At 59.3% G+C, this 24,622-nt stretch carries 16 protein-coding genes; 8 read left to right on the top strand and 8 right to left on the bottom strand.

Annotated elements, in window-relative coordinates; translation table 11 throughout:
• Nucleotides 1–346 precede the first annotated feature (346 nt).
• Nucleotides 347–3,394 (top strand): HD family phosphohydrolase, encoded by a 3,048-nt coding sequence (locus ACZA91_RS00650; protein ID WP_463184195.1) that lies wholly within the window; start codon nt 347–349, stop codon nt 3,392–3,394.
• 114 nt (nt 3,395–3,508) lie between these two features.
• A complete protein-coding gene (locus ACZA91_RS00655) occupies nt 3,509–6,412 on the top strand; it encodes a bifunctional diguanylate cyclase/phosphodiesterase (protein ID WP_463184197.1) in 2,904 nt (967 codons plus the stop codon).
• 23 nt (nt 6,413–6,435) lie between these two features.
• Here ACZA91_RS00655 and ACZA91_RS00660 read toward each other — a convergent pair whose 3' ends face one another.
• The 7 genes from ACZA91_RS00660 to ACZA91_RS00690 form a co-directional block, all read right to left on the bottom strand.
• Complete coding sequence (locus ACZA91_RS00660; RefSeq protein WP_463184199.1) at nt 6,436–7,353, bottom strand: calcium-binding protein; 918 nt, start codon at nt 7,351–7,353, stop codon at nt 6,436–6,438.
• A gap of 31 nt (nt 7,354–7,384) precedes the next feature.
• Nucleotides 7,385–7,990: a hypothetical protein gene (locus tag ACZA91_RS00665; protein WP_143473119.1), complete on the bottom strand. Its 606-nt coding sequence runs from the start codon at nt 7,988–7,990 to the stop codon at nt 7,385–7,387.
• A gap of 166 nt (nt 7,991–8,156) precedes the next feature.
• A complete protein-coding gene (locus tag ACZA91_RS00670; RefSeq protein WP_099534409.1) occupies nt 8,157–8,387 on the bottom strand; it encodes a DNA-directed RNA polymerase subunit omega in 231 nt (76 codons plus the stop codon).
• 266 nt (nt 8,388–8,653) lie between these two features.
• The gene (locus ACZA91_RS00675; RefSeq protein ID WP_463184201.1) at nt 8,654–9,310 is read right to left on the bottom strand and encodes a L,D-transpeptidase; all 657 of its coding nucleotides are present in this window, start codon (nt 9,308–9,310) and stop codon (nt 8,654–8,656) included.
• Nucleotides 9,311–9,340: 30 nt separating this feature from the next.
• Nucleotides 9,341–10,072 (bottom strand): L,D-transpeptidase, encoded by a 732-nt coding sequence (locus ACZA91_RS00680; RefSeq protein WP_463184202.1) that lies wholly within the window; start codon nt 10,070–10,072, stop codon nt 9,341–9,343.
• A 206-nt stretch (nt 10,073–10,278) separates the two neighbouring features.
• Nucleotides 10,279–11,412, bottom strand: coding sequence for an AEC family transporter (locus ACZA91_RS00685; RefSeq protein WP_463184204.1), 1,134 nt, complete (start codon nt 11,410–11,412; stop codon nt 10,279–10,281).
• 115 nt (nt 11,413–11,527) lie between these two features.
• The gene (locus tag ACZA91_RS00690) at nt 11,528–13,900 is read right to left on the bottom strand and encodes an IMS domain-containing protein (protein WP_463184206.1); all 2,373 of its coding nucleotides are present in this window, start codon (nt 13,898–13,900) and stop codon (nt 11,528–11,530) included.
• Nucleotides 13,901–14,396: 496 nt separating this feature from the next.
• On the opposite strand from ACZA91_RS00690, the gene ACZA91_RS00695 reads away from it, so the two are divergent.
• Both ACZA91_RS00695 and ACZA91_RS00700 read left to right on the top strand, forming a co-directional pair.
• Nucleotides 14,397–17,534 carry a hypothetical protein gene (locus ACZA91_RS00695; RefSeq protein ID WP_463184207.1) on the top strand — a complete coding sequence of 1,046 codons (3,138 nt, stop codon included), beginning with the start codon at nt 14,397–14,399 and terminating at the stop codon, nt 17,532–17,534.
• Nucleotides 17,535–17,946: 412 nt separating this feature from the next.
• A complete protein-coding gene (locus ACZA91_RS00700; protein ID WP_190534927.1) occupies nt 17,947–20,469 on the top strand; it encodes a GAF domain-containing protein in 2,523 nt (840 codons plus the stop codon).
• A gap of 180 nt (nt 20,470–20,649) precedes the next feature.
• Here the strand turns inward: ACZA91_RS00700 and ACZA91_RS00705 are convergent, their stop codons facing one another.
• Nucleotides 20,650–21,633: an alpha-ketoacid dehydrogenase subunit beta gene (locus tag ACZA91_RS00705; RefSeq protein ID WP_099531451.1), complete on the bottom strand. Its 984-nt coding sequence runs from the start codon at nt 21,631–21,633 to the stop codon at nt 20,650–20,652.
• Nucleotides 21,634–21,944: 311 nt separating this feature from the next.
• Between ACZA91_RS00705 and ACZA91_RS00710 the strand changes: the two genes are divergently transcribed.
• From ACZA91_RS00710 to ACZA91_RS00725, 4 genes are all read left to right on the top strand, one after another.
• Nucleotides 21,945–22,394: a tellurite resistance TerB family protein gene (locus tag ACZA91_RS00710; RefSeq protein ID WP_190534924.1), complete on the top strand. Its 450-nt coding sequence runs from the start codon at nt 21,945–21,947 to the stop codon at nt 22,392–22,394.
• Between the two features lie 221 nt (nt 22,395–22,615).
• Nucleotides 22,616–23,167 (top strand): hypothetical protein, encoded by a 552-nt coding sequence (locus tag ACZA91_RS00715; protein WP_099531453.1) that lies wholly within the window; start codon nt 22,616–22,618, stop codon nt 23,165–23,167.
• 58 nt (nt 23,168–23,225) lie between these two features.
• Nucleotides 23,226–24,197, top strand: coding sequence for an NAD(P)H-dependent glycerol-3-phosphate dehydrogenase (locus ACZA91_RS00720; protein ID WP_234406415.1), 972 nt, complete (start codon nt 23,226–23,228; stop codon nt 24,195–24,197).
• A 213-nt stretch (nt 24,198–24,410) separates the two neighbouring features.
• The gene (locus ACZA91_RS00725; protein ID WP_099531454.1) at nt 24,411–24,617 is read left to right on the top strand and encodes a DUF751 family protein; all 207 of its coding nucleotides are present in this window, start codon (nt 24,411–24,413) and stop codon (nt 24,615–24,617) included.
• Nucleotides 24,618–24,622 lie beyond the last annotated feature (5 nt).

A 24,622-nucleotide genomic window follows, 5' to 3' on the forward strand; every position in this document is an offset into this window, starting at 1 on the left:
GCTGGCCCCATCTTGCCATGGGGCCGGTGTTAACCCATTGCGCAATCTTTGCGAGAGCGCTACGACTGTTGAAATTGTCCAGCAACCGGTTGGCCAGAGTGATGAATGAATCCCATGGGATCATGGCCAATTCAGCCAACCGGTTGAAGTACCGACAGAGTCCCTGCAAGATGAACATGGAGACGAGACCCTTTTGGGATGACCTCCGATGGTTCTTCAGAATGGCATTTTTCAGCCCATTCTTTGGGTCAAATCAATTGGGTGGAACTGATTATGGTGACTTGGATTGCAATGGCTACTGGCGCAATCGGCGCAGGGTGTTAGGGGCAAAATGAGAGCCTCCCAGATGTTGACCCCCGCCAATCCGATGGGGCGTGATGGGCAACAGCCTGCCCCATCCCACACCGACTCCGAAGCCAGTGCGCAGGAACCGCCACCTCGCCAGGGTTCCCTACGCCAGGGTTCCCTAGAAGATGCGGAGGATCCGGTGGAGCCAGTGGGCGGCCGATCGCCCGAGCCATTTCGCGACCCATCCCCCGGCCGATCGCCCTTGGGGCCCAATTCTTGCAGCATTTCCCCGCCTGGTTCAGTACCGCCATTGCCGCCATTGCCCCCCAGCCCATCGACCCGGCACGGATTTGGGCAGCTTTGGCCCGAGCGACTTTGCTGGCTGAACCGTCGGCTGAGTTCACTGGTTCAACGAGTGACGATCAACGGAGGAGTTGGGGTGATTCGCGGCGCTTGCCATAGTCTCTGTTGCCAAACCATGGGCCAACCCTATGTGCGGCGGGCCCGATCGATCCGTCAGCGGGTGCAAACCATCCTGCTAGGGATTTTGGGGGCGGTTATTCTGACGGCCACCATGAGCCAGCCTTGGTTAAATCAACCGCGCTACGGCATTGGTTCGATCGCCCCCCAGGATATCGTTGCCCCCTACGATGCCCAAGTGGTGGATCAAGTCACCACGCGCAGCCGTCGAGAGGCAGCCCGCAACGGCATTGTGCCCGCCCTGAAAATGGACTCCGATGCCACCCAACAGTTGGCGGCCGAGTTGCAACGTCGGCTGGAACGGAGTGATGAACTGCGTCAGGTAGCTGGTCAGTTTCCCTATTGGCCGTCGGCAAACCTGTCCACTGACCTGCAACAAATTGCGCGATCGCTCAATGAAGCGGACTGGCAACAAGTGCTCCAGGCCCTGGGGCAAGCGTCCCCCCACCCCACTCCCCGACCCACGGGGCGATCGGATGGGTTTGACCCCTTCAAGCCCTCCCTGGCCTCCGGCAAAGTTCTGCCTATTTCAGCAGAACACCCCCTGGTGGTTGCCCTCAAAACCTACCGCATTCAGGCCGGTGAAACGGCGCTGCGGCAAGTGATCAGTGCCATTGAAAAGGCCCGCGAGCGCTATGCCATGGCCCAAGCCGTGATGCAAGACTTTGGGCAACAGGACTACACGGTGGATCTGTTCACCCTGACCGATGCCCAATGGCAGGCCACCCGCGCTAAAACCTTGGTGGCCCTCGAAAACCTGTTGGTGCAGGGCCTCGCGCCCGGTTTACCGCCGGAACTTGTTGAACGGGCGGTGCAACTCCATGTGGCGTTGGTGGTTCCCCTGGAAGGTCGGGCCCTGGCTCAACAGCTTTTGCTGGGCACGATCGATCGCCCCACCCTCACGGAAGATCCAGACCGCACCCGCCGCTTGGCTGAACAGGCGGCGGAAGATGTGCCCCTTTCGATCGTGTCGCGGCGCATGGGCGAAACCATTGTTCGTCAGGGTGAACGCATTGATGCGGGCCAATTTGCCCTGCTCGATCGCTATGGTCTCAGCTCTCGGAATGTGAACTGGGGGGCAATTCTGCGGCTGTTCCTGTTGGTCTCGGGGGCGATCGTGGCCTTTTGGCAAATTGAGCGCCGGGTTTATCACCGACTGCGCCAGCGAGACTGCTTCCTGTTGCTGCTGCTGGCCACCAGCACCCCCCTGTTGATCAGCATGGGAGCCACCTGGCCTTGGGCCAGCCCCACCATGCTGGCCAATTTGTCTGCCATTGGCCTGCTCAGTGGCAGTTTTTACGGCTCCCTGGTGGGCATGTCTTTGGTGGGGCTGTTGGCGCTGCTGTTGCCCCCCGGTTTGGAGGTGAGTTGGGTTGATGCCTTGATCGTGGCGGCGGGGGGCTTGGTGGCTGCGGCCTGGGCCGGCCGGGCCCGATCGCGCGAAGACTTGGCCCTGTTGGGCGGGGGCGTGGCGATCGCCCAAGGAGGGCTATACCTGGTCATGAACCTAATCAACAGTGCCGCTGCCGAATTTGTTTGGCTGACGGTTCTTGGTTCAGCGGCCCTATGCGGGTTTGCGGGGCTGATTTGGGTGATCATCGCCATTGGCCTCAGTCCCTACCTGGAACATCTGTTTGATTTGGTCACCCCCATTCGCCTGGCGGAGTTGGCGAATCCCAACCGCCCCTTGCTGAAGCAACTGGCGGCGGAAGCGCCGGGCACGTTTCAGCACACCTTGTTTGTGGCGAGTTTGGCGGAGGCGGCGGCTCGATCGCTCGGCTGCAATGTGGAACTGGTGCGAGCCGGCACGCTCTATCACGACATCGGCAAGCTCCATAACCCCCGCGCCTTCATCGAAAACCAAATGGGCGGTCCCAATCTGCACGATCAGCTGGCGGATCCTTGGCTGAGTACGGAAATTGTCCGCAAGCATGTGAGCGAAGGCTTGGTGATGGCGCGGCGGGCCCGGTTGCCCAAGGCCATCCAAGCTTTTATTCCAGAACACCAAGGCACGATGCTGATTGCCTATTTCTATTACCAAGCCAAGCAACAACAGGAACAGCGAGAGCAGCGGGCCAAGACAGCCCATTTCGGGTTAGAGCAAACTCCTGTGGAGCGATCGAGCCGATTCGATCGCGTAGATCGCTTAGACCAAGCCGATCGAGCAGGTCAAGCAAATCCAGCCCACCAACCCGATCGCGCCACAACCACCCTCGAAACAACCCAACAGGACAAGGCCCCCCAAGGGCGATCGCCCTACCAAGCTTGCAATTTAGATCAACGTCCGGTGCTGGAAAGCCATTTTCGGTATCCGGGCCCCATTCCCCAATCGCGGGAAACAGGAATTGTCATGCTGGCGGACTCCTGCGAAGCGGCCCTGCGATCGCTGGAAAATGCCACCTATGAGGAAGCCTTGGCGCTGGTGAATCGAATGTTGCGGGCCCGCTGGCAAGACAATCAGCTCGTTTGCTCGGGCCTGAGTCGGGAAGACCTGCGGGTGATTGCGGAAGTGTTCGTTACGGTTTGGCAGCAGTTTAACCACAAACGAATTGCCTATCCCAAGGCCGCTTTAAACGTGCCCGATCGGCCAGCGGCAGAACCGGCGGCCAACTCCTGCGCCAAATAGTGCAACTTCAAAATGCAGAAATGCAGAAATGCAGAATTGATTCAACCACCGAACGATCGGGGTTGGCTCGCCTGTTTGCAAAAATGTCAGTAAACCACAGCAAATTAACCACGGTTGATTAACCCCAAGGCGATCTCAACATTCGGACTTCGAGCGCGATCGGTTCCCCTGCGGTGGCTGCTGGTGATGCCCGTGGCGATCCAGTTGGTGGGGGCGATTGGGCTAACCAGTTGGCTCGCCTGGCGACATGCCAACCACCTGCTAACCGCCAACAGCACCCGCCTGCGCCAGGAAACCAGCCTGCGGATTGGGCAATTTTTGCAGGGCAGTTTGCAAGCCCCAGTCCAGGTGGTGCAACTGATGGCCCAGGATTCGGAAACGGGGCGGGTGAATTTTTTGAATCCGAGCGATCGGGAACAGCGCCTGATTGAATATTTCCAAATCTTCAAGGGCACGGTGGACAACGTGGCCTATGGCGGCCAGGATGGGGAGTTTGCCGCCGTGCAGTTCACCGACGATCGCAGCGCTCGCCAATTGCAGGTGGCCGGGCGAGCCACGAACGGCAAAATGCTGGGGTTTGATTTAGACCAAAACCGCAAGCTGACCTCCGTGGCCCAAGTGTTTGACCCGCGCCGCCGGAGTTGGTACAGCAACACCTTCAAAGCCGAGCGTTTGGTTTGGAATTCGGTTTTTCAGCTCCACAGCAACCCGCAAATTTTGGCGCTGCCGGTGAGCCAGCCCGTGCGCGATCGCAATGGGCGAGTCATTGGGGTGGTCACGTCGCGGCTGTATCTGTCGGCGGTGAGCCGGTTTCTGAAAAACCTGCCGATCGGGCGATCGGGCTTGGCTTTTGTGATGGAAACCGATGGGCAGCTCATCGCCACCTCCATCGACACGCCGTTGGTTTGGCCCAACCAACCCCAACCCAGCCGCATCAAGGCCAATCAATCCCTGCATCCGGTGATTCGAGCCACGGCCCAACATCTAGCAGCCGATCGGATCATCACCGCCCCAACGAATTCCGCAGACCCGCCAGCCGGAGTTCCATCCCCCGCCGCTGCCAATCCCCAATCCTTTACCCTGACCGTGAACCATCGCGCCTATTTGGGCCAGGCCACTCGGTTCCAAAACGCGATCGGTCTGCAATGGTGGGTGGTGATTGTGGTGCCGGAAAGTGATTTTTACGCCCCGATCGCCGCTCAGTTACAAACAACCGTGGTGGCTTGTTTGGTGATGTTGCTGGTGGTAGCGGCGGTGGGGGGATGGCTGACCCAATGGCTAACTCGGCCGCTTCAGCACCTGGTCTTGGCAGCGGAGGGTTTGGCCAAGGGGAACTGGCTCGATCGCGCACCCCGATCGCCCATTGCCGAAATCGATCGCCTGGCGAGCACCTTCAACGCCATGACGGAGCAGCTCGCCCAATCTTTTCAAACCCTGGCCCACCAAGCCGCCCACGATCCGCTTACGGATTTGCCCAATCGCCACACCCTGCTGCAAGCCATTGACCATCGCCTAGAGCAAATGGAGCAGCAAATAGAACAGCAAATGGCGCAAAATATGGCCCAAAGCATGATCCACCCCATGGGCCCACCGGGGGAACCGCCCTTGGCAACCGGCCTCAACCCTCAGCCCTGGCCAGGGTTAATTGATGCCGGGCCCGGTCACTATAGCGCCATCCTGCATTTGGACTTGGATGATTTCAAGCTGGTGAACGATTCCTTGGGCCATTGGGTGGGCGATCAGTTGCTGACCCTATTGGCCCAGCGGCTGCAAGCCCATTTGCAACCTAATGAGGTGCTGGCTCGGTTTGGGGGCGATGAATTTACGCTGTTTTTGGAAGGATTGGCCAGCTATGACCAAGGGATCGATCGCGCCATTCAACTGCAAACCCTCATTGCCCAACCCTTTGACCTGGGGAGTTTGGAAATTTTTGCGCGCGTCAGCATCGGCATCACCTGGGTGAATCCTCAGTTGGATGCGGAAACCCTGCTGCGTCAGGCAGAAATTGCCCTTTATGCGGCTAAACAGCGGGGCAAAGGCACTTGCGTCGTCTTCCGGCGGGAAATGCATGCCCAGGTGCTCAGTCGGTTCCAGATGGCTTCGGATTTGCAGTGGGCGCTGCCTCGGCGAGAACTGGTGCTGCACTACCAACCGGTGGTGGCGTTGGAGACCCAAGCGATCCAGGGATTTGAGGCCCTGATGCGCTGGCACCATCCCCAACGTGGGTCGATCGCCCCCACGGAGTTCATCCCGATCGCGGAAGAAACCGGCATCATTGTGGAGTTGGGGCTGTGGGCCCTGCGGGAAGCCTGCCAGCAACTACAGCATTGGCGATCGGCCTATCCCTGGTGTCAAGAGTTGCCCATTTCCGTCAACTGCTCCATTCGTCAACTGACGGGGGCGGACTTTGTGGGGCAAGTGGAGGCCATTTTGCAAGAAACGGGGCTGCCCCCCAATCTTCTGGCTTTGGAAATTACGGAAAGCCTGTTGATGCACCTCTCCCCGGAGTTGCGGGCCACGCTCGATCGTCTGGCGATCCTGGGGGTGCGCTGGGTAATTGATGACTTTGGCACGGGCTACTCGTCCCTCAGCTATTTGCACCAATTGCCACTGTCGGGGCTGAAAATTGATCAGTCATTTATCCATAACCTCGATCGCCAAGAACGACCTCGGGCGATCGTGGCTGCCATTTTGAACCTGGCCGAGCAGTTAGAGTTAACCGTTACCGCCGAAGGAGCCGAAACCATCTCCAGCATCAGCACCTTGCAGGGGTTGGGCTGTCGGCAAGTGCAAGGGTTCTTTTTCTGTCCAGCCAGCACCCCCCGCACCTTGGAAGCTTGGATGACGAATTGGCAAAGGCGTGTGCGACCGCCCCGGCCGCGGTTAACCATTGTTCGATCGCCCCAGGAGCGATCGGCTCCGGCCACCAACCGCGCCCTGATCGACACCATCGATCGCACCCTAAACTACGCCGCCGAACGCCTTGATCCCCAGGAATTGGATCCCCAAAACCCCTGAGCAGGGGCCGGAGCGATTCAAGCCTAGGTGGTCACCCCTCCGGCATTCAGACCCACAATCCTGATCTGATCGGGACTGGCACCGCGCACTAGCCCCAGAGCCAGGCCAGTGCTGCTATCCGTAATCAGCGTGGCCGCGATCGCCTCCACCCGAAAATCCGCCGTCCGAATCATCGATCCTGGCGGAAACGGCCCCTCAGGCGCATGGTCGCGCGAATCGCCAATCACCAAGTAGCGCTGGCTGAGGCGCACATTGGCCGGCAACACACCATCCGCCAACTGGATGCGATCGCCCTCGGCCGCGTTGTAGTCCAGGATGATATCCACCACCAGCTCATCCACGTTGAAAATTGGGTCGGTGGCACGGGGTTGCTCACTGCCGATCACGCTGTTAGCTGGGGCATCGCCCGGCCGGAGGATGAAGGTATCCGCGCCGCGACCTCCCCAGAGCCGATCGCGCCCCAAGTCTCCCGCGAGAGTATCGTTGCCGGCCTCACCGGTCAGGATATCGGCCCCCTGACCACCCAGCAGCAGATCATCCCCTTCACCGCCATAGAGATAGTCGGCTTGTAAATTGCCAAATAGGGTGTCGTTGCCGGCCCCGCCGCTGAGGTAATCCATCCCTCGCCCACCGATCAGGCGATCGGCCCCGCCGTTGCCTTCCAGGTAGTCGCCGCCCCCGTTGCCATAGATGATGTCTGCGGCCTCGCTGCCCTGCACCAAATCATCACCATTCAGGGCCCGCACACCCCCTGGATAGGCCGTCAGCAGGGACGGAATCCGCACCCGATCGCCCTGTTGCCCATTGGCACTCAGATCAAAAAAACGCGGTCGGGTTCCATCATCGGGCGACAGCGGATCGCGAATCAAGCGAGTATCCGGTAATCCATCGGCAGCAAACAGGCTAAAGAAACTGCCGAATTCGTAATCATTGTCGGCCATGGTCAATGGGGACAAATTCAATGGGGACAAATTACAGGCGCAACAAATCCGCACCGCTACCGGGTCGAGGCTGCACCGGAGTGGGACGCGGGGTATTGGTGGGGCCGGGGGTAGCGGTGGGCAGCTCACCCCGATTGCCGTTGGGGTCAAACAAAATCACCAGGGTGTTCACCAACCGATCGCGCTGGGCCCGGTTCAAGCGTCGAACGGCCGCCTGGTCCCCATCCAAGGGATTTTCCGTGAGGCGTTCATTGCCGGGATAGCTGGTTTCGGGAATGTATTGATGCAGGCCCAAATAGTCCGCGAGGGTCAGTTTCCAATCCAATCGCGAAAAGGGCGATCGCCCCACTTGGTAAACGTGGTAGCGAATCATGCGGGCTAATAAACTGCTGCCGCGATCGACCTCTCGGGACTCACGGTTGATGTAGTGATCTTCCCGGGGAATATCCGGCAGCACTTGATAAACCTGCCGCCAAACATCATTGGTGGAAGGAGGCAGTTGGGCGATCGCGGGGCCCCGAAGCATCAGGGCGATCGCCAAACCCAAGGCCACCCAAACGCCCCACAGACCAGGCCAACGCCCTGATCGCCGCCCGTTTCCGCTCAACAGAGTCATAAACTGCCGTGCTCGCTTCATGGATTCTGAATCTTGGTTGATCCGGGCGGTCGAGATGACCGCGCTCCGGACGGGCGGGCCGAACCCTCAATTAACGCTCAAAAATAACGTTCCGAACAGAACCAACGTTCAGAAGCGCCATTAGGAGACTGACGAAACTGAGAAACAAACTAAGAAACAAAACGAACTAAGAAACAATGATGTCCGGCTGGGTCAGCTCATCGGACATTTCAATGATGGCGCGAATCACCGGCTTCATGGCAGATTCTTCGCCCGTGTCAAATTCTTCGTAGCGGCGACGCTTCGCCCGGTTGGCCACCTGCACCGTGATTTTGTAGCGATTGGACGATTCGGAAATCAGCGAGGCAGCACGATACATCAAATCCGACGTGTCAAAGGGCTTGTCGAGTTTAGACATGGTTGGCTAGTGAATGGGGCAAATTCAACGAGACGAGGTTGCTGGGGGTTGCGGAAGAAGCAGGGCCGTTGGCAACGGGCCCAACAGGAGCCGCTCAACCGTGGTTGCAAGCAAGCTCCACAAAATCACGGAGCGGTCGATCGCCTGTACCCAGCCTGTTTAGATTACCAGTTCCCGGGAGGGCGATCGGGGATGGGCCCAGGTGGGCCAGTGAGCCGGCCCAAGTCCGATTCAGTCCCGTGCCAGTCCGGCTTTAGTCCGTTGCGTCATGGCTCCACGCGCACGGGCATCCCCTCCGTGACCCGATCGAATAAATCCACAATGTCTTCGTTGCGCATCCGCACACAACCGTGGGAAACCGCTTGACCAATCAGCTCCGGATTAGGTGTGCCATGGAAGCCGATCGAGTTGTCACCATTGGTCCAAAACCCAATCCAACGAACCCCCAAGGGATTATCTTTTCCCGCCGGGACGATCGTGCCGTTGAAGGGATGCTGCCAAACGGGATCCACTGTTTTTTGAATGACCTGAAAATGGCCCGTGGGCGTTTCCCAACCATCCCGCCCGATCGCCACGGGATAGCTGCGCACCATCACCGTACCGCGATAGAGATAAACCCGCCGTTCCCCAAGCCGTAACACCAGGGCACTGGAAACGACTGGGACATGGGCTTGGTATTGACCCAAACCGGGCAACGGCGGTTGGGCTGTTTGTACGATCGGGGGCCACAGGCCTGGCCGCTTCAGGGGCGACTCATTGGCGGCTGGGTTAACAGCCTGGACGGGGCGGGGTTGCGGATTGGGGGACGGTTGGGGCCCCTCTGCCCAGGCCGGGCTCCCGGACAGGAAGCCCAGACCCAGGATCGCCAGAAGGGTCAAGGGGGGAGAAGAGGCCCCAAAATGCGGCGGTTGCTGGAACTGCATAGGTTGGGTGTGGATTCAAGGCAGAGGGGCCTAGGGTTCAACCACAACGGTGGTTCCCATTTGCACTTTTTCAAATAGTTCTACAACATGCTCGTTGCGCATCCGCACACAGCCATTGGAGGCGGCCCGCCCGATCGAGTTAACCGTGGGCGTGCCATGAAACCCAATGATGCCGTTGGAGCGCTCCATAAACCCAATCCAGCGTAACCCCAGGGCGCTGTTGGGGCCGGGGTTGGTGACCTGGCCTGTCCAGGGATTGCGCCAGATGGGATTTTTCACCATTTGGAACACGCGATAGGTGCCGGTGGGGGTGGGGGTGGAAGGTTTCCCGATCGCCACCGGGTAGCTGACTTCTACCCGATCGCCCCGATAGACATAAACCCGCCGTTCCCGCAGTCGCAACACCAGTTTCACGGGCAGTTCCGCTGGCGCTGCTGTGGGGCTGGGGGACAAATTGGGGGCTGGGGCTGGGGGTTGAGCCGGAGTTGAGCCGGGAGTTGCGTTCGGGTTGGCTGAGTCGGTGGGGATGTTGGCGGGAACCACCGTTGGAGCAGGTGAGGCGGCTTCCGGGGCCCGCCCGATCGAGTCGTTCAGCCCATGGCCCTCAGCAGCGATGGTTGACGGAACAGGATTGGCCAAAACCGGCAGCGGCCCAGCGCTTGCCCAGGAGGCGGCCATCGCCAGGCCCAAGGCCAATCCTCGACGGGTGCGTCGTTGCACCAATTGCCAAGCCCAAGGCAGAGTAGATCGAGTGTGCATCATGCGTTCCTAACACCAAATTTGACCCAATCCGGAAGGGGGTAGGCAGGCTTGCGGTGGATGAACCGAGGCTTGCAAAATCGCTCGCCATTTTAGCGCGGCCTCGGGAGCGGCCTGATCCCGATCGAATCTTGTTGCACCTGCGCTCTCCAATCCTGAAGTGATCGGAAGCGATTTATGTCAATGCTGAATTTTTCCCCCTATGGTCATTAACCGAACAATTTGAGCCACATCGGGATGGCCAGCAAAACCAGCACGGTGGTGAGGGCGATGCTGGTGGCAATCATGGAGCGATCGAGGTCGTATTCTTCTGCCAAAATCAGGCAAGCAAAGGCCGTGGGCATTCCGGACATCAACACCAGCCCCAAGCGTAATTGCGGATCAATCCCAACCACGATCGCCCCCAGTCCCAACAGGGCCGGCACGGCGATGGTTTTGAGCAGGGCCGGCACGGCCGCCACCCGCAAACAGTCCCACCCTTTCAGTTGACTGAGCCGAATACCCATCAACACAAACGCCGTGGGAATCACCAGCCCCACGGAGCCATGGGACAGGGTTTCGATCCAGGAGGGCAGGGCGATCGGTTGGCTGGCCACCCCAAACCCAAATCCCCAAAGAGAGGGCACGGCGGCCATGGTTTTGACTTGGCCCCAAAGGCTGCGATCGCCCCCGGTGTTGCCAAAGGTGCTGGCCACCCACACCCCGAGGCCATAGGTTCCCATCACGTTTTGGGACACTGCGTAAAACGCTGGAAATCCCGCTGAGCTGGCATCCAAAAACAAAGGGGCGATCGCCAAGCCCACAAAACCCGTGTTCCCCAGCATGGCGGAGAGGATATAGCTCCCTCGGGCGGCGGGTTCTGTCCACCAAGGGGCTGCTTCCAGAGCCTTGGCCGGATCGATCGCATCGATCGCGAGGTCTGCCCCACAATCTGCCCCGAGATTTGTCTCCAAATTCGTCACCATCGGGGCCAGGGCGGGCGAGGTGCTGAGGGCGATCGCCGTTGCGAATTTCCCAGAGCCATGCCGCCCCCAAAGGCCCCCCGTCGGGCGATCGGGCGGCATGTCAACACGCAGATCGCGCCTCATCAGGTAATGCAGCGAAGCCAGGCTCAGCAAGGCTCCCAACACCACCGCGAGAGCCGCGCCGGCCGGAGCCAGACCCATTTGGCCTGAAAAGTTGGTGTGGCGGGCGAGGGAAAAGACTTCGAGGGGCACACCGACCCAATAGAGCGATCGCCCGACCAGTCGTGGCCAAGAACGGGGTAACCAGGGCCCCAACAAAAGTCCCAACCCTGTCCAAATCAACAGTGGTGTGTAGGCATGTAGCAGTACTTCGGCCATACGGGACTGCGCGATCGCCGTAGGCCAGCCCGGTGCAGGGACGGTGATTTGGGTTTAGGGCCCAAGGCCGATCGACCCGCTCAGCAAGCTGGCGTTTAACCATGGGTTAACCCAATCATCGGATCACTTTAACATCACGTAGATACCAGCGCCCGTCCTTGCGTTGAGCTTCGTAGCGCACTCGCAGCACTTCGTTGTAGGAACCGGCGCGATCGGGCTTGCCATTTTTGAACAGTTTGGCCACTTCCCGCACCTCAGCGGTAATTTGACCGCGATCGGGCTGGTCTGGCGTGGCTTTCACATCCTCCAGCTTCACCTGATGTTCGTATTCCCAGTGCAGTTTTTGGTTGAGGGCATCGCGCGATCGGGCCCGCCAGGTGCGCAACATCGGATCTGCCAAAATTTCCGTGAGGCGTTCTCCCTGGTGCTCGCGGCCCATGGCGGCAGCTTTGGCGCTCAGCCAGGTTTGCACCAGTTGTTGGGCGGTTTCCGGGTTGAGGCCAGGGGCCGTGAGGGCAGTTTCCGGGTTGGGAACTGCGGGCGGCGGCGGAATTTCAATCACGGGCCGATCGAGCTGGACGATCGGTTGTTCTCCCTCCAGGTTGGGCCCCCCTTGGAAGGTTTCGCCCAAAGCTTGGAACACGCGCCAAATGAGGAACGAACCAAGACCAATCACCATAATCCCGACCCCGATCGCGATCGGGAGTCGATCGCCGCCTCCACCCCGAGTCCGGGCGGGGCGATCGGGGCGCTGACGGCTGCGACTGGGGCGATCGGCCCCACCAGGGGGTAACGGAGGCGCGGCTCCCACGGTCGATCGCCCGCTGCTGCCCATGTTGCTGGTTCCTGTGCTGGCTCCCGTGGCCCGGCTGAGGGGAATCACGTTGTTGGGCGGCGGCACGGAACCCGGAGCCGCAAAGTCCGAAAAGGCCCGGGCAACCGCGCCGGAGTCCTGGGCCGTTGGATCATGTTGGGTGGCTTGGGTTCCCAACTGTTGCGGCAAGGGCAGCGGTCGAATGGTGCTGGCAGTGGGTTCGATCGGGTTGGCAGCCGATGGCACAGGGGTAGGGCGTTGCCAGGGAAACTGGGGCATGTCGATCGACCGGCGATCGCCCAATTCGGCCAGGGCTGCCAAGGTGCGGTTCGATCCCCGGTTTGCTGTCATCGGTGTGGCCGCTTTCACGGAAGCGCGATCGGGAACCACCGTCCATTCATTCTCCGGTGGTTCCCCCTCCGGAAGGGCTTCCAGATAGCTTTGCACCGAAGCATCCGCGAAATATTCCTTGAGGGAAACACCCCCTTGCACCAAATCTCGGAAATGGGGAAACACCTCATGGCGTAACCAATGTTCCGTATAGGCACAGAGGCCCGGCAACAAATCCGGCGCACCGGCCGACTGCTGACGAATCAGGGCGATCGCTTCCTGTTCTTGGCTTTGGCTCAAGTAGCGCGTGGCTTCTTCGGGCCGTCCCAATAGCAATGCACAAACCGCCTGCTCCAAGAACACGTCCTGACGATTGCCCAACCGGCGCAACAGCAAGCTCGCTTGCCGCACAAAGGCCGGCTGTCGTTGCCCAAATCCCCGGGCGATCGCCGCATAGGCCGTCAGGAAGGTGGCCACCGCTGAGGGGCGCTTGGCCTCCGCTTCAAACAGGGCGAGCTGTTCTTCCGTGGTCAAATACACCCGCAGTTGTTGCACAAAACGCAGAAAGTCCTCAACGCCCAAGCCCGATCGGTCATCCCCTTGACCATCAATGCCTTCGCGTTCTTTCAACATGCTGCGCAACAACTGCAAGCCCTGGCGATGTTGCACGCTGTTCTCGTCCGGATGGGCCAACAGCTCCAAAATGCGATAGGGCCGCAGTTTGTACAAATCCGCCTGAATTTCGCCCCGCAAGCTGGCAAACAGCCCATGGTGCAACAGCAACTCTTGGGCAATCTTGAGGGAGGTGGCGGCCGGTTCCGCCTGGCCTTGGTGCCACTGTTCGCGGCCCAGTTCTAGGTAGGCCAGCACCACGGTCAGCAGAATGTCTGCTAAGGCCAATTGCGGTTCGCCAAATCGGCCCGCCTCGATCGTGCCCGGATTGCTCAGGTGGGGATAGCCCAGCTCCAGCACCAATTCATATTCCCCCAGCTCCTGAAGCAGCAGCAGTGCCCCTACAAACTGGCGCTCATCAAGATCCAGCATGGGGGTTTCGGCGCGATCGGCCGGCGGCTTCGCCCGGCGACGGCCTTGAGCATCCAGCAGCGGCGGAGCCGAACCACCCCCACCGGCCAAAAAGGTTTCATCATAAGCCTGCCGACTGGCGGCCTGACTCAGTTGGCGATAGGCCTCATCGATCAACTGCTGCCGCAGGGTAATGGCGGCCTGGGAATATTCCGGGCGCGGCAGTTGGTCACTCCGCTGGCGATAGGCCTGTTGCAGTTGCGGGGTGGTGGCCTGGATCGGCAAGCCCAAGATTCGGTAATAGTCTAGGGGGATCAGCACAACTGCCACCCTCGCGGTCTAACAACAACAATCAATCGATACCACATTATTTTGCGAACTGACGGCTTTTTGGGGTCTGGACGGAACGGACAAAGGGAGGTTGAACGGTTCTGGTTTGATGGTTTCAGCACAATTGCCTTCAACGCCGGCCCAATCTCGATCGAGCCTCGCAAGATGATCACGATCATTCCCGAGGATTCAGAACAGCTAGGCGTTATTTGGGCTATTCAAGATTTGGGCTAGTCAAGTGACTGGTCAATCGACGATCGATCAGACGATTCAGGCGAGCCATCGGTTATCAATCAGGCGATCGACCTTGGACAACAAAACCCTGCATTTCGCTTTTCAATAGTCTAGACAGCGTAAGTCTAGACAGCGTAGCCGTTGATGCCCGTTTCGGGGATATTCTGTTAATTCAAGGCTTCCGGATTCGCTATGGGCAAACGGCACTCGTATGCTAGCCTTTGCGACAAGTATGGGAGATGTAATGGGACCCGTGGACTCGCCACCGTTAAATCTTGCACCGGAGGCCCTCGATAGTTGGGTGATGCGGGTTTTGAACTGGCCAGGCCTGCAAGTGCAAGTGCGCCTAGCGGGAACCCATTTGCACGTGCTTTGCGAAGGGTTGACCTGTCCCGATGCGGCAATTTTGGAAGCCCGGTTTCGCCAAGGCTTGACCCGATCGCCCCTGCATCAGTTGTCTTGGGAAACCTTGCCCCGGCTGGTGTTGCTCTATGGTCGGCAACTGGGCCAAACCAAGCCGGCCTGGACGCGCTACGTGGTGCTGGAGCCTTCCATGATGGCCACCGCTCCCACCGCAGCCCCAATGCCGACGGTTGCCGATGTGATGCAGGCGGCGGATGCTTCGGAGGAATTTGCGGCCCTGCCGTTGCCAGCGACCTCAGCACCCGACGCGCCGCCCATCCAGGCCGCTTGGGCCGGTTTGGCCCAGCGGGCCGCCCAGCAGGTGGGTGAAACCCTGAAGCGATCGGGCATTCAAGCCAAGGTGACGGTCAAAATCACCCCCAGCCCCCGGGTGATTCAGGGAGAGCCGAACGGGGCTACGGGCCATCGCCTTTGGGCCATTTGCCAAGTGGCGGAACCGGTGGATTGGGTTGCCCAGGGGCCGGCCATGGCCCTGGCCTTGCGGGAACTGAACCTAGACGGCTTCCGGGATGGCTATGTGTTGGGCCAGGCCGTTGCGGAACCGGAACCGAATTGGATTTTGCGGGTGAACCTGACGGCTCCTCGCCAAATGTTGTTTGATTGGGCCCGCTGGGGGGATGTGCAGGCCCTCTCGCACTTGCTCGATCGCACCTTGGGCAGTCGTTTGGCCCAATCCGTGTCGGCGGTGTTGGAAGAGTCCACGCTCCATGTGTTCGCGAAACTTCAGGAATCGGCCCTGGCCACGCCCTTGGAGGTGATTAGCACCGTTTCCACCCTGGTGCGGGCGATCGCCCCGCAGGGCATCCATTCCTTGGTGCTCTATGGCTGTCCCGATCGCCCGGAGGCCACGCCCCAGTGGGTGGAATGGATGGATTTGCCAGCGGCCAGCCGATCGGACTTGGCCGAGTCCACCCTCACCCTGGCCCAAAGCGATGATCATGCAGCCCAGGTGTTCTTGCTGGAGCGGCTGATTAATCCGCATTTGGATCAATGGATGGCTTCCGGCGGGCTGCGGGTGCAGCTCTGTCGGCGGGGTGATTTGCTGCATGTGATGTTGGATGGGCCCCGTTGCCCCGAGCAGGCCGCCGTAACGACCGCCGTGGCCAAGCTGATCCATGATCTGCAAGTGCCGGGCCTATCTGGGGTGCGGATCTATGGCCGGGCCGCCGGCAGCAAACAGCCCCAATGGCAATTTGCCGAAGATTTCACCGCTCGCTCTGGCCGTCTCAGCTCCCATGATGCGGTTCCGGATTTTGTGGGCGCGGAGGCAGCTGTGGCCCGAGCGGCCGAAGCCTCCGCCACCGAATCCCATTCCCCCCAAGGCTCCGATCGGGCCCGTTCCCCAGCGGATTCCCCAGCGTTCGATCCAGAGCTGGATCAGCCCATTGAGCGGGGATCGTTGCAACCCCTGTCGTTGCCTGGTGCGGGGCGATCAGGCTGGTCTTGGTCTCAGTTTCGGGAACGGGCTTGGTTGGAAGCGCGATCGACCCTCACGGCCACGGGCATTTGGACCACGGACGCGGAACCGGCCGAATCAGCCACCACCCATCCCAGCACCCGCACTCGGGTTTGGTATTCCGATCGCCCGGAACCGGCCCCATGGCTCCCCCTCCTCAGTGCCGGGGCGATCGGGTGCAGCCTCGTTGTGGGATTGGATTGGATCGCAGCCCGGCCCGAATGGGCCCTGTCTTCGGCCGCCCAAGCCCGCCGTTCCGCCTCGGCCCTGCTGAACCTCTCCAGCGGCCCGGCCGAAGCGGCGGAGGTGCTCCCGGAACCGCCCCAGTTTCCCAGTTTCAATAGCCCCCAGTTCGATCGGCAACTTCTGCTCTATCAGCAGTTTGTGCTGCGGGAAGGCGTGCCCGATGTCTTGGTGGTGGGCAGTTCCCGGGCCCTGCGTGGCATCGACCCCGCCCGTCTGCGCGATCAGTTGGCTCGCCATGGCCATCCCAAGCTCAAAATCTTCAACTTTGGGATCAATGGGGCCACGGCCAAGGTGGTGCAGGCGATCGTGCAGGGAATTTTGCCGCCGGAGCAATTGCCCAAGCTCATTCTCTGGGCCGATGGCACTCGCGCCTTTAACAGCGGGCGGGCCGATGCCACCTACCAAGCCATGGCCGCCTCACCCGCTTACCGGGCCCTTCAGCAGGGGAAATTTCCGCGCCCTGTCAGCCCGCTGGTCAGTGCTCCGAGCGGAGCCACACCCCTACCACCGGAACCGCCCGATCGCCCCGGTAGCCTCACCAGCACCCGCGAAGCTCCGGCCCTGCTGCGTCAATCTTGGTTAGGCTCCACCGTCGAAACCATCCCCACCCCCGAAGATGTGGAAGCTTGGTTGCAGGAGCGCACCACGGGACTATCCCAGGTGCATAGCCGCCGTGATAGTCTCAAGGCCACCCTGCGCGATCGGTGGCAAGGGTGGGATCTATTTGCGTTATTGGGTGCTCGCGAGACCCTCCGTCGGGGTCTCAGTCCTGCCCTGCCCGATTTGGTGCAGGGGGCCCGGGCCCACTTGGGGAAAGTGGCAGCCACGGCCGGTGCAGGGCGTGATGGGGTAGTGGATTTACACGGCTTCTTACCCCTGTCTGTCAAGTTTGATCCTGCTACGTACTATCAAACTTACCCACGGGTTCCGGGGGATTTTGATAGCGATTACCGTAGTTTTTCCTTGGGGGGCGAGCAGTTTGATGCGCTGGCGGGAATTCTGCAATATGCCCAACAGCGAGGAGTAAAGGTAGCTTTTGTGAATGTGCCCTTGACGGATGATTATTTAGATCCACCCCGATCGGCCTATGAGCAAAAGTTTCACCAATTCATGAACTCACAGCCGTTGTTGTACCTCAATCTTTCGCGGCTTTGGGTGAATAAGTATGATCGATTTTCGGATCCAAGCCACCTTAATCGCTACGGGGCCCAGGCCCTAACAGATGCGATCGCCCAGCAGAAAACCATCCCTTGGCCAAGCCCCTAGAGGGTGAAACCTCAGGGACTAGAGAGAACTCTCCGGGGTACGATCGCAAATGTTTGTATAACCAATCAATCTCTCCCATGGGAAAAGACCGGTTGGGTGGATGCCCCCAAGCACGATCAAAGCTCCGTTCCGGTTGCGCTAGGGTTGGATCCCTTGCGCTTGATTGGCTGAATTCACCGAATTAGCTAAATTAACTAAATTGCTTTGACTGAATTGCTTTGACTGACGGAAAACCAGCGGTGGGGCAATTGCAACCCATCGGTGGCGAATTATTCCTCCTCGGTCTAACAATAAAGTGGGTTGCAAAGGGGCGTTGGGTGGGGAGCTGGCCCTTTGCGGTTAGGCTGAATTCTTGATTTGATTGGTTCCGTTTTGTGTTTGCGCCTCTGCTCCTTTGGGTTGCGCCATCGTCATGACTTTTGCTGGCACTGGCAGTTTTTTGGCATCGTTAACGCGACCCGATCGGGTGGGCTTGCTCACCCAACGGGTTCAGGATCTTCCGGTTGCGGAATTTGTTTGCCTCCTGGACTTCATCACAGCGGAGTTTCAGCAGTTTTTGCGCGCCTTTGATTTGGTCAATAATGCGGCGCTCGAAAGCATCTTGGAGCAAATTCTCGATGCCTTGACCCTCAAAATTGGGCTGATTTTGCAGGCGGAACGCACCACCATTTTTCTGCTGGATCCCGATCGCGCGGAACTCTGGGCCCGGCCCAATGGCGATCAAGTGCCTGAGTCCGATGAAATTCGGATTCCGCTGAACGTGGGCATTACGGGCCGATCGGCTGCCACGGGTGAAGTGGTGAACATGGCCAATGTGCAGCAGGCGGCGGGGTTTGAGCTGGCCTTTGATGGCCTGGGCGATCGCCCCACGGAGGCCTTGCTCTGTATGCCCATTCGCAGCACCGATGGGGCCGTGGTGGCCGTGGTGCAACTGCTGAACAAAACCACTGCGCCGGCCTTTGACCGCGAAGATGAGGCCCGCTTTCGGGAATTTGCAGAATCGATCGGGATCATTCTGGAAAGTTGCCAGTCTTTTTATCAGGCGGCTCGCAACCAACGCGGGGTGGCGGCGCTGCTGAAGGTCACCACCCTGTTTGCCCAAACGGGCCTGGAGTTGGATCGGGTTTTGCAGGCGGTGATGGCGGAAGCCCGCGACTTTATGCAGGCGGAATATGGCACGCTGTACCGGCTCGATCGGGACACGGGCCGGCTGCGCACCACCTTTGAAGACGGGCGATCGTTGGAGGTGTCGAGCGATCGGGGTTTGGTGGGCCATGTGGTGCGCAAGGGACAGCCCCTGAACCTGAGCCATGCCCCCTCCCATGAAGATTTTGATGCCCTGCTCGATCGCCCCCATGGCCTGAACACTCGCAATGCCCTCTGCTTGCCGATCTTCGACCCCTCGGGGCAACTGATTGGCGTGAGTCAACTGCTCAACCGCAAACAGGGCAACTTCACCGCTTCCGATGAAGCCTTCATGCGGGCCTTCAACACCCAGGCCGGCATTGCCCTGGAAAACGCCCGTCTCTTTGACAGCGTACTCACGGAACAGCAGTACCAAAAAGACATCCTGCGCAGCCTATCCAATGGCGTAATTTCCACCGACCTGCAAGGGCGAGTGGTGACAATCAACGAAGCCGCCTTGGAACTGCTGGGTTGTCCGGTGCGGCGGGATGGGATGGCGGGCCGCCGCAGCATCCAAACCATTTGGGAACAGCAACTCCTGAAACGGCCCGTGTGGGAAATTATCCCGATCGAGTCCTTGGAAACACGCTTGAAAGACAGCCTCAGCACTGGCGCACGCCATCGGGTTCCTGAGCAGGCCCTGCGGGTCGGGCGCTACTTCAGCCCCCAAGAGGGAACCGTCTGGGTTGTGCCCCAGGGCAACAATCAAGTGCGGCTGTGGAACGATCCGGCCCGCCCGCTGGAGTATCTGAATCCCGATGATATGCAACTGTTCGATCGCAACGTCAACCTAGCCGTGAATCCCCTGACGGATTTGGATGGCAAAGTGCGGGGCGGTTTGGTGGTGTTAGAAGACATCAGCCGCGAACAACGACTCAAAGCCACCATGTCTCGCTACATGACCCCTGAAGTGGCCGAACGGGCCGTGGAACTGGGGGCAGACATGCTGACTGGTGAGCGCAAGGATGTGACGATCCTGTTTTGCGATATTCGGGGCTACACCAGCTTGGCCGAGGCCCTGGATGCCACGGAGGTGGTGGCCCTGCTGAATCAATATTTTGAAACCATGGTGGAGGCCATTTTTGATCGCAAGGGAACGCTCGATAAGTTCATTGGCGATGCGCTGATGGCGGTCTTTGGTGCGCCGTTGCCCCTCGAAGAGGATCACGCCTGGCTAGCGGTACTGACAGCTTTGGATATGCGCGATCGCCTGAAAGTGTTTAACCGAGCCTTGGTGGCTACCGATCGACCGCCCCTTCGGGTTGGCATCGGCATCAGCTCCGGCGAAGTGATTGTGGGCAACATCGGTTCCCGGCGGCGCATGGACTACACCGCGATCGGGGATGCCGTAAACGTCAGCTCCCGCCTGGAAGGGCTAACCAAAGAATATGGCTGTGACATCATCCTCAGCGAAGCCACCTACGAGCGCTGTGCCGATCGGCTCTGGGTGCGAGAACTCGATCGGGTACGGGTGAAAGGCCGCACCAAACCAATTCGCATCTTTGAACTGATTGGCGATCGCGCCCGTCCCCTCTCCTTTGAAGATGAAACCTTCCTGGAGCAGTACGAACTGGGCAAAGAAGCCTTTAACCGCTTCCATTTCCACAAAGCCATGGTGCATTTTGCCGCCGCCCAACAACTGCGGCCCCATGATCATTCCGTGAAACTCCATATAGAACGGGCAACCCAGTATCTGGATTGCCCGCCCCCGGAATATTGGGATGGGGTGTTTAATACCCCCAACATGTAGTCCACAAGATCGCCACGGTGGCATCAGGGTTTTGGGCGATTGAACGACCAGCCCTCAACGCCTCGCCCCCAACGATCTCGTTACACCGATAGCACTCTCGGGTTAACCCACCCCAAGAACCGGTCGTGAGTAACCCGAATAACCGTCGTGCGACCAGTGCTACTAAGCGCAGCGTTCCTACTAAATGCGGTTGTCCAACAGTTTCTTCGTGGCTTCCACAATTTGGGCCGGCTGCACGATCGTCAGATTCTCCAGCATCCCGTTATAGGGCGTGGGAATATCCTGCGAAGACAACCGTACCGGCGGCGCATCCAAATCATCAAAGCATTGTTCAATGATTTGGGCCGTCAATTCTGCCGCAATGCCGCCCGTCTTCATGCATTCCTCCACAATCAGCACCCGATGGGTCTTGCGCACCGAAGCGGCGATCGTGGCCATATCCAACGGCTTCAAGGAAATCAGGTCAATCACTTCCGGATCGATCCCTTCCTTCTCCAGGGTTTTCACCGCCTGCATCACGTGGTGGCGCATCCGGGAGTAGGTGACGATCGTGATGTCTTCGCCCGATCGCACCATTTCCGCCTTGTCCAGCGGCAACAGATATTCTTCGTCCGGCAGATCTTCCTTCAGGTTGTAGAGCAGCACATGCTCAAAGAACAGCACCGGGTTGTTGTCACGAATTGCCGACTTCAACAGACCCTTAGCGTTGTAGGGCGTGGAGCAAGCCACAATCTTCAACCCCGGAACCGCCTGGAAATAGGCCTCTAGGCGCTGGGAATGTTCTGCCCCCAACTGGCGACCCACCCCGCCGGGCCCCCGGATCACCATCGGAATCGTGAAATTACCGCCGGAGGTGTAGCGCAGCATCCCAGCGTTGTTGGAAATTTGGTTAAAGGCCAGCAACAAGAAGCCCATGTTCATGCCTTCCACGATCGGGCGAAGACCCGTCATGGCCGCACCCACAGCCATCCCCGTAAAGCTGTTTTCCGCGATCGGGGTATCCAGCAACCGCAGATCGCCGTATTTCTTATACAAATCCTTGGTGACCTTGTAGGAGCCGCCATAGTGACCCACATCTTCTCCCATCACCAACACCCGAGGGTCACGGGCCATTTCTTCGTCGGTTGCTTCACGAAGGGCGTTGAAGAAAATCGTTTCTGCCATCGGTTTGTTGTGGAATTCGTTGTGGAAGTTGAATCAAGGTTGGCTCAGCGGGGTTTATTGTACCGCCAAGGTTGCGCCCGATCGCGCCTAACTCCGGCCGTGGGGCCCCAAATCCCGTCACGGTTTGTTCAAAAATCAACCTTAACGATCGCCCCCAACCCACAGAAACCAAGCCACAATACGAGGCAACGCGCACTGCAAACCGCGCCACCGTAGATCGCGAAATCGCGCCACCGCAAACCGCGCCCCAAACCCCGCGCTCGCTAGGGTTTTGATTTTTAGGGTTTTGACTTTTTAAGGACGGATTCACTATGGGCCTACTCGACAGCGTGTTTCGGAAAGCAACTCCCGACGGGACGATCACCCTGTCTTCGCCCGAGGCGTTTGCGGCGATTTTGGTGATTGCCATGGCCGCCGACGGTTACGCCACCGATGAAGAAGTGCGCACCCTTCGCGACAGTCTCTATCGAATGCAACTGTTCAAGCGCTTTGACGAAGAGCACATGGCCAAAATGATCGACAAACTCTTGGGCATCATGCAATCCCGAGGGCCCGATGCACTGTTTCAAGGGGCCCAAGTGGCCTTGCCCGAAGACCTGCGCGAAACCGCCTACGCCGTAGCCGCCGACATGACCCTCACCGACGGAACCTTGGACGCTTCCGAGCAAGAATTTCTCACGGAATTGGCCAGCGCCCTCGCCATTTCCCCCCAAACTGCTGAGTTGTTGATCACCGCCATGACCATCAAAAATCGCGGCTAAGCAAAGATCGCGGCCAAGGCTGAGGCCGGCAGGTCAGCAGCCCAAGAATCGCGATCGGGGATAGGCCACCCTAGAAGCGCAGCAGTTTTTGAGGGCGAATCCGAGGGCTAATCAACGGAGCAATTGACCACCGCCCCAGAAAGATTCCCCCAAAAGCTCGTTTGGGGAGCACCGTTTGCTAGGCTGGCTTTGCACCGAAATGCAATCTCCAACGTTCCTCAATGGGCGCGACTTTAGAACAAATTGCCAGCTACCTCGATCACCGGGGTTGGACCTACGACATTGACCACGAGCGATCGTGGATTGTCACCGCCGTTCAGGCCGACAACCTCGATGACTTTCAATTGGTGGTGCAGCTCGAAGAAGAAGGGCGTTTTTTCAAGCTGTTTGCGCCCCAGGTCATCAGCGGCATTCAAAACCACCCCCACAAAGCCGCCATTTTGCAAACCATGCTGAGCATTTCCTGGGAAACCAAAATGCTCCAGTGGGAATATGACCCCTCCGATGGAGAAATTCGAGCCATCATTGAATTTCCCCTGGAAGATGCTCCCCTCACGGAAAAACAATTTAACCGCTGTTTGGTGGGGCTGATTCAAATTGTTGATGATTTCGCCATGCCGCGCCTGATGGCCGTTATGGAAACAGGGCTGGACCCAAACGATGAGGAGGCTGGGGAGCGGCTGTTATTGGCCCTCCAGGAAGAGGCCCCCGGCCTGCTGGGCATGTTGGAACGGGCCATGGAGGCTCGCAAACGGCGCGGCTTGTTCCCTTGAAGAACCAACGGCGCGATCGATCCAGCGAGGGATCGGCACAGGAGCGGGAGGAGGAGTGATGATCAACACGGCAAGGGGCGATCGGGTGGACATGGCTCCCGTCACGATCGCCATCATTGGTGCGGGCGTTTGGGGAGCGGCCTTGGCCCGGCTGGCGCGGCAAAATCCCCAGGCGATCGTGCGGCTGTGGTCGCGGCGAAGTCCCGAGAGTCTGGCGGAGGCGATCGGGGGAGCCAACTTTGTCCTGTCGGCGGTGTCGATGAAGGGGGTAAGCGACTCGATCGCCCGGTTAGCGGCCACGGAGATGCCCCCCTCCACGGTGTTGATCACCGCCACCAAGGGGCTGGATGCCCAAAGCCACCAAACACCTTCCCAAATGTGGCATTCGGCTTTTCCCCAGAACCCGATCGTGGTGTTGTCGGGGCCCAATCTCTCCCAGGAAATTGAACATGGGTTGCCGGCCGCAACGGTGGTGGCCAGCTATGACCAAGGGGCGGCCGAAGCAGCCCAGCGGCTTTTTGCCTCTAATGTGTTGCGGGTTTATGCCAACCTCGACCCGATCGGGACGGAATTGGGCGGAACCCTCAAGAACGTAATGGCGATCGCGGCGGGCGTTTGCGACGGTTTGCAATTGGGAACCAACGCCAAGGCGGCCCTCCTGACCCGGGCCCTACCAGAAATGATTCGGATTGGCACGCATTTGGGGGCCCAAGCGGAAACATTCTTTGGGCTGGCGGGCTTGGGCGACTTGCTGGCCACCTGCAACAGTGCGCTCTCGCGTAATTACCAGGTGGGCTATGGGCTGGCCCAAGGGAAACCCCTCGATCGCGTCCTGGCGGAAATTCACAGCACCGTGGAGGGAATCAACACCGTGGAGGTGTTGGTGGCCATTGCCCGCGAGCAACAAATTCCCGTCCCGATCGCCCGTCAAGTCCATCGCCTGCTGCATGGCCAAATCACGCCCCAGCAGGCCGTGCGCGCCTTGATCGATCGCGACCTCAAGCAAGAATTTGAAGACGAGCTACTCTGAGCCAGCGGCCCGTGAATCTCTAACTCAGCCCCAGTTCAGCCCCAACTCATTCCAAGTCCCACAAGCCAACCGATCGCCCCGCCAAGCACTCGCCAAATTGCCCGTAAAATAAGGATTGGCTCATGGCTTCCAGGGACGGCGTTTCCCAACTCAACGCCCCTTGCCCAGGCGATCGCCTTTCCCTCGCCGGTTGAAATCACCGTTGAAATTCCCATGCAAGACTTTTTGAATAACGTTTTACGCTATCCCCGCTTTCTAATTAGCTTCAGCCTGGGCGTGGTGCTCACGCTGCTCTCGCCCTTTACGGGATTAATGAAAGATCGGCGATCGGCCATTGCCGTGGGCTGCTTATTTGCCTCTGCCTTGGGATTTGTGTTCTTCACGCTGCGGGCCATGTTGGGCTTGGCGGAAGTTCAATAAAATTC

It is taken from the genome of Limnothrix sp. CMB-01 (assembly GCF_055193175.1).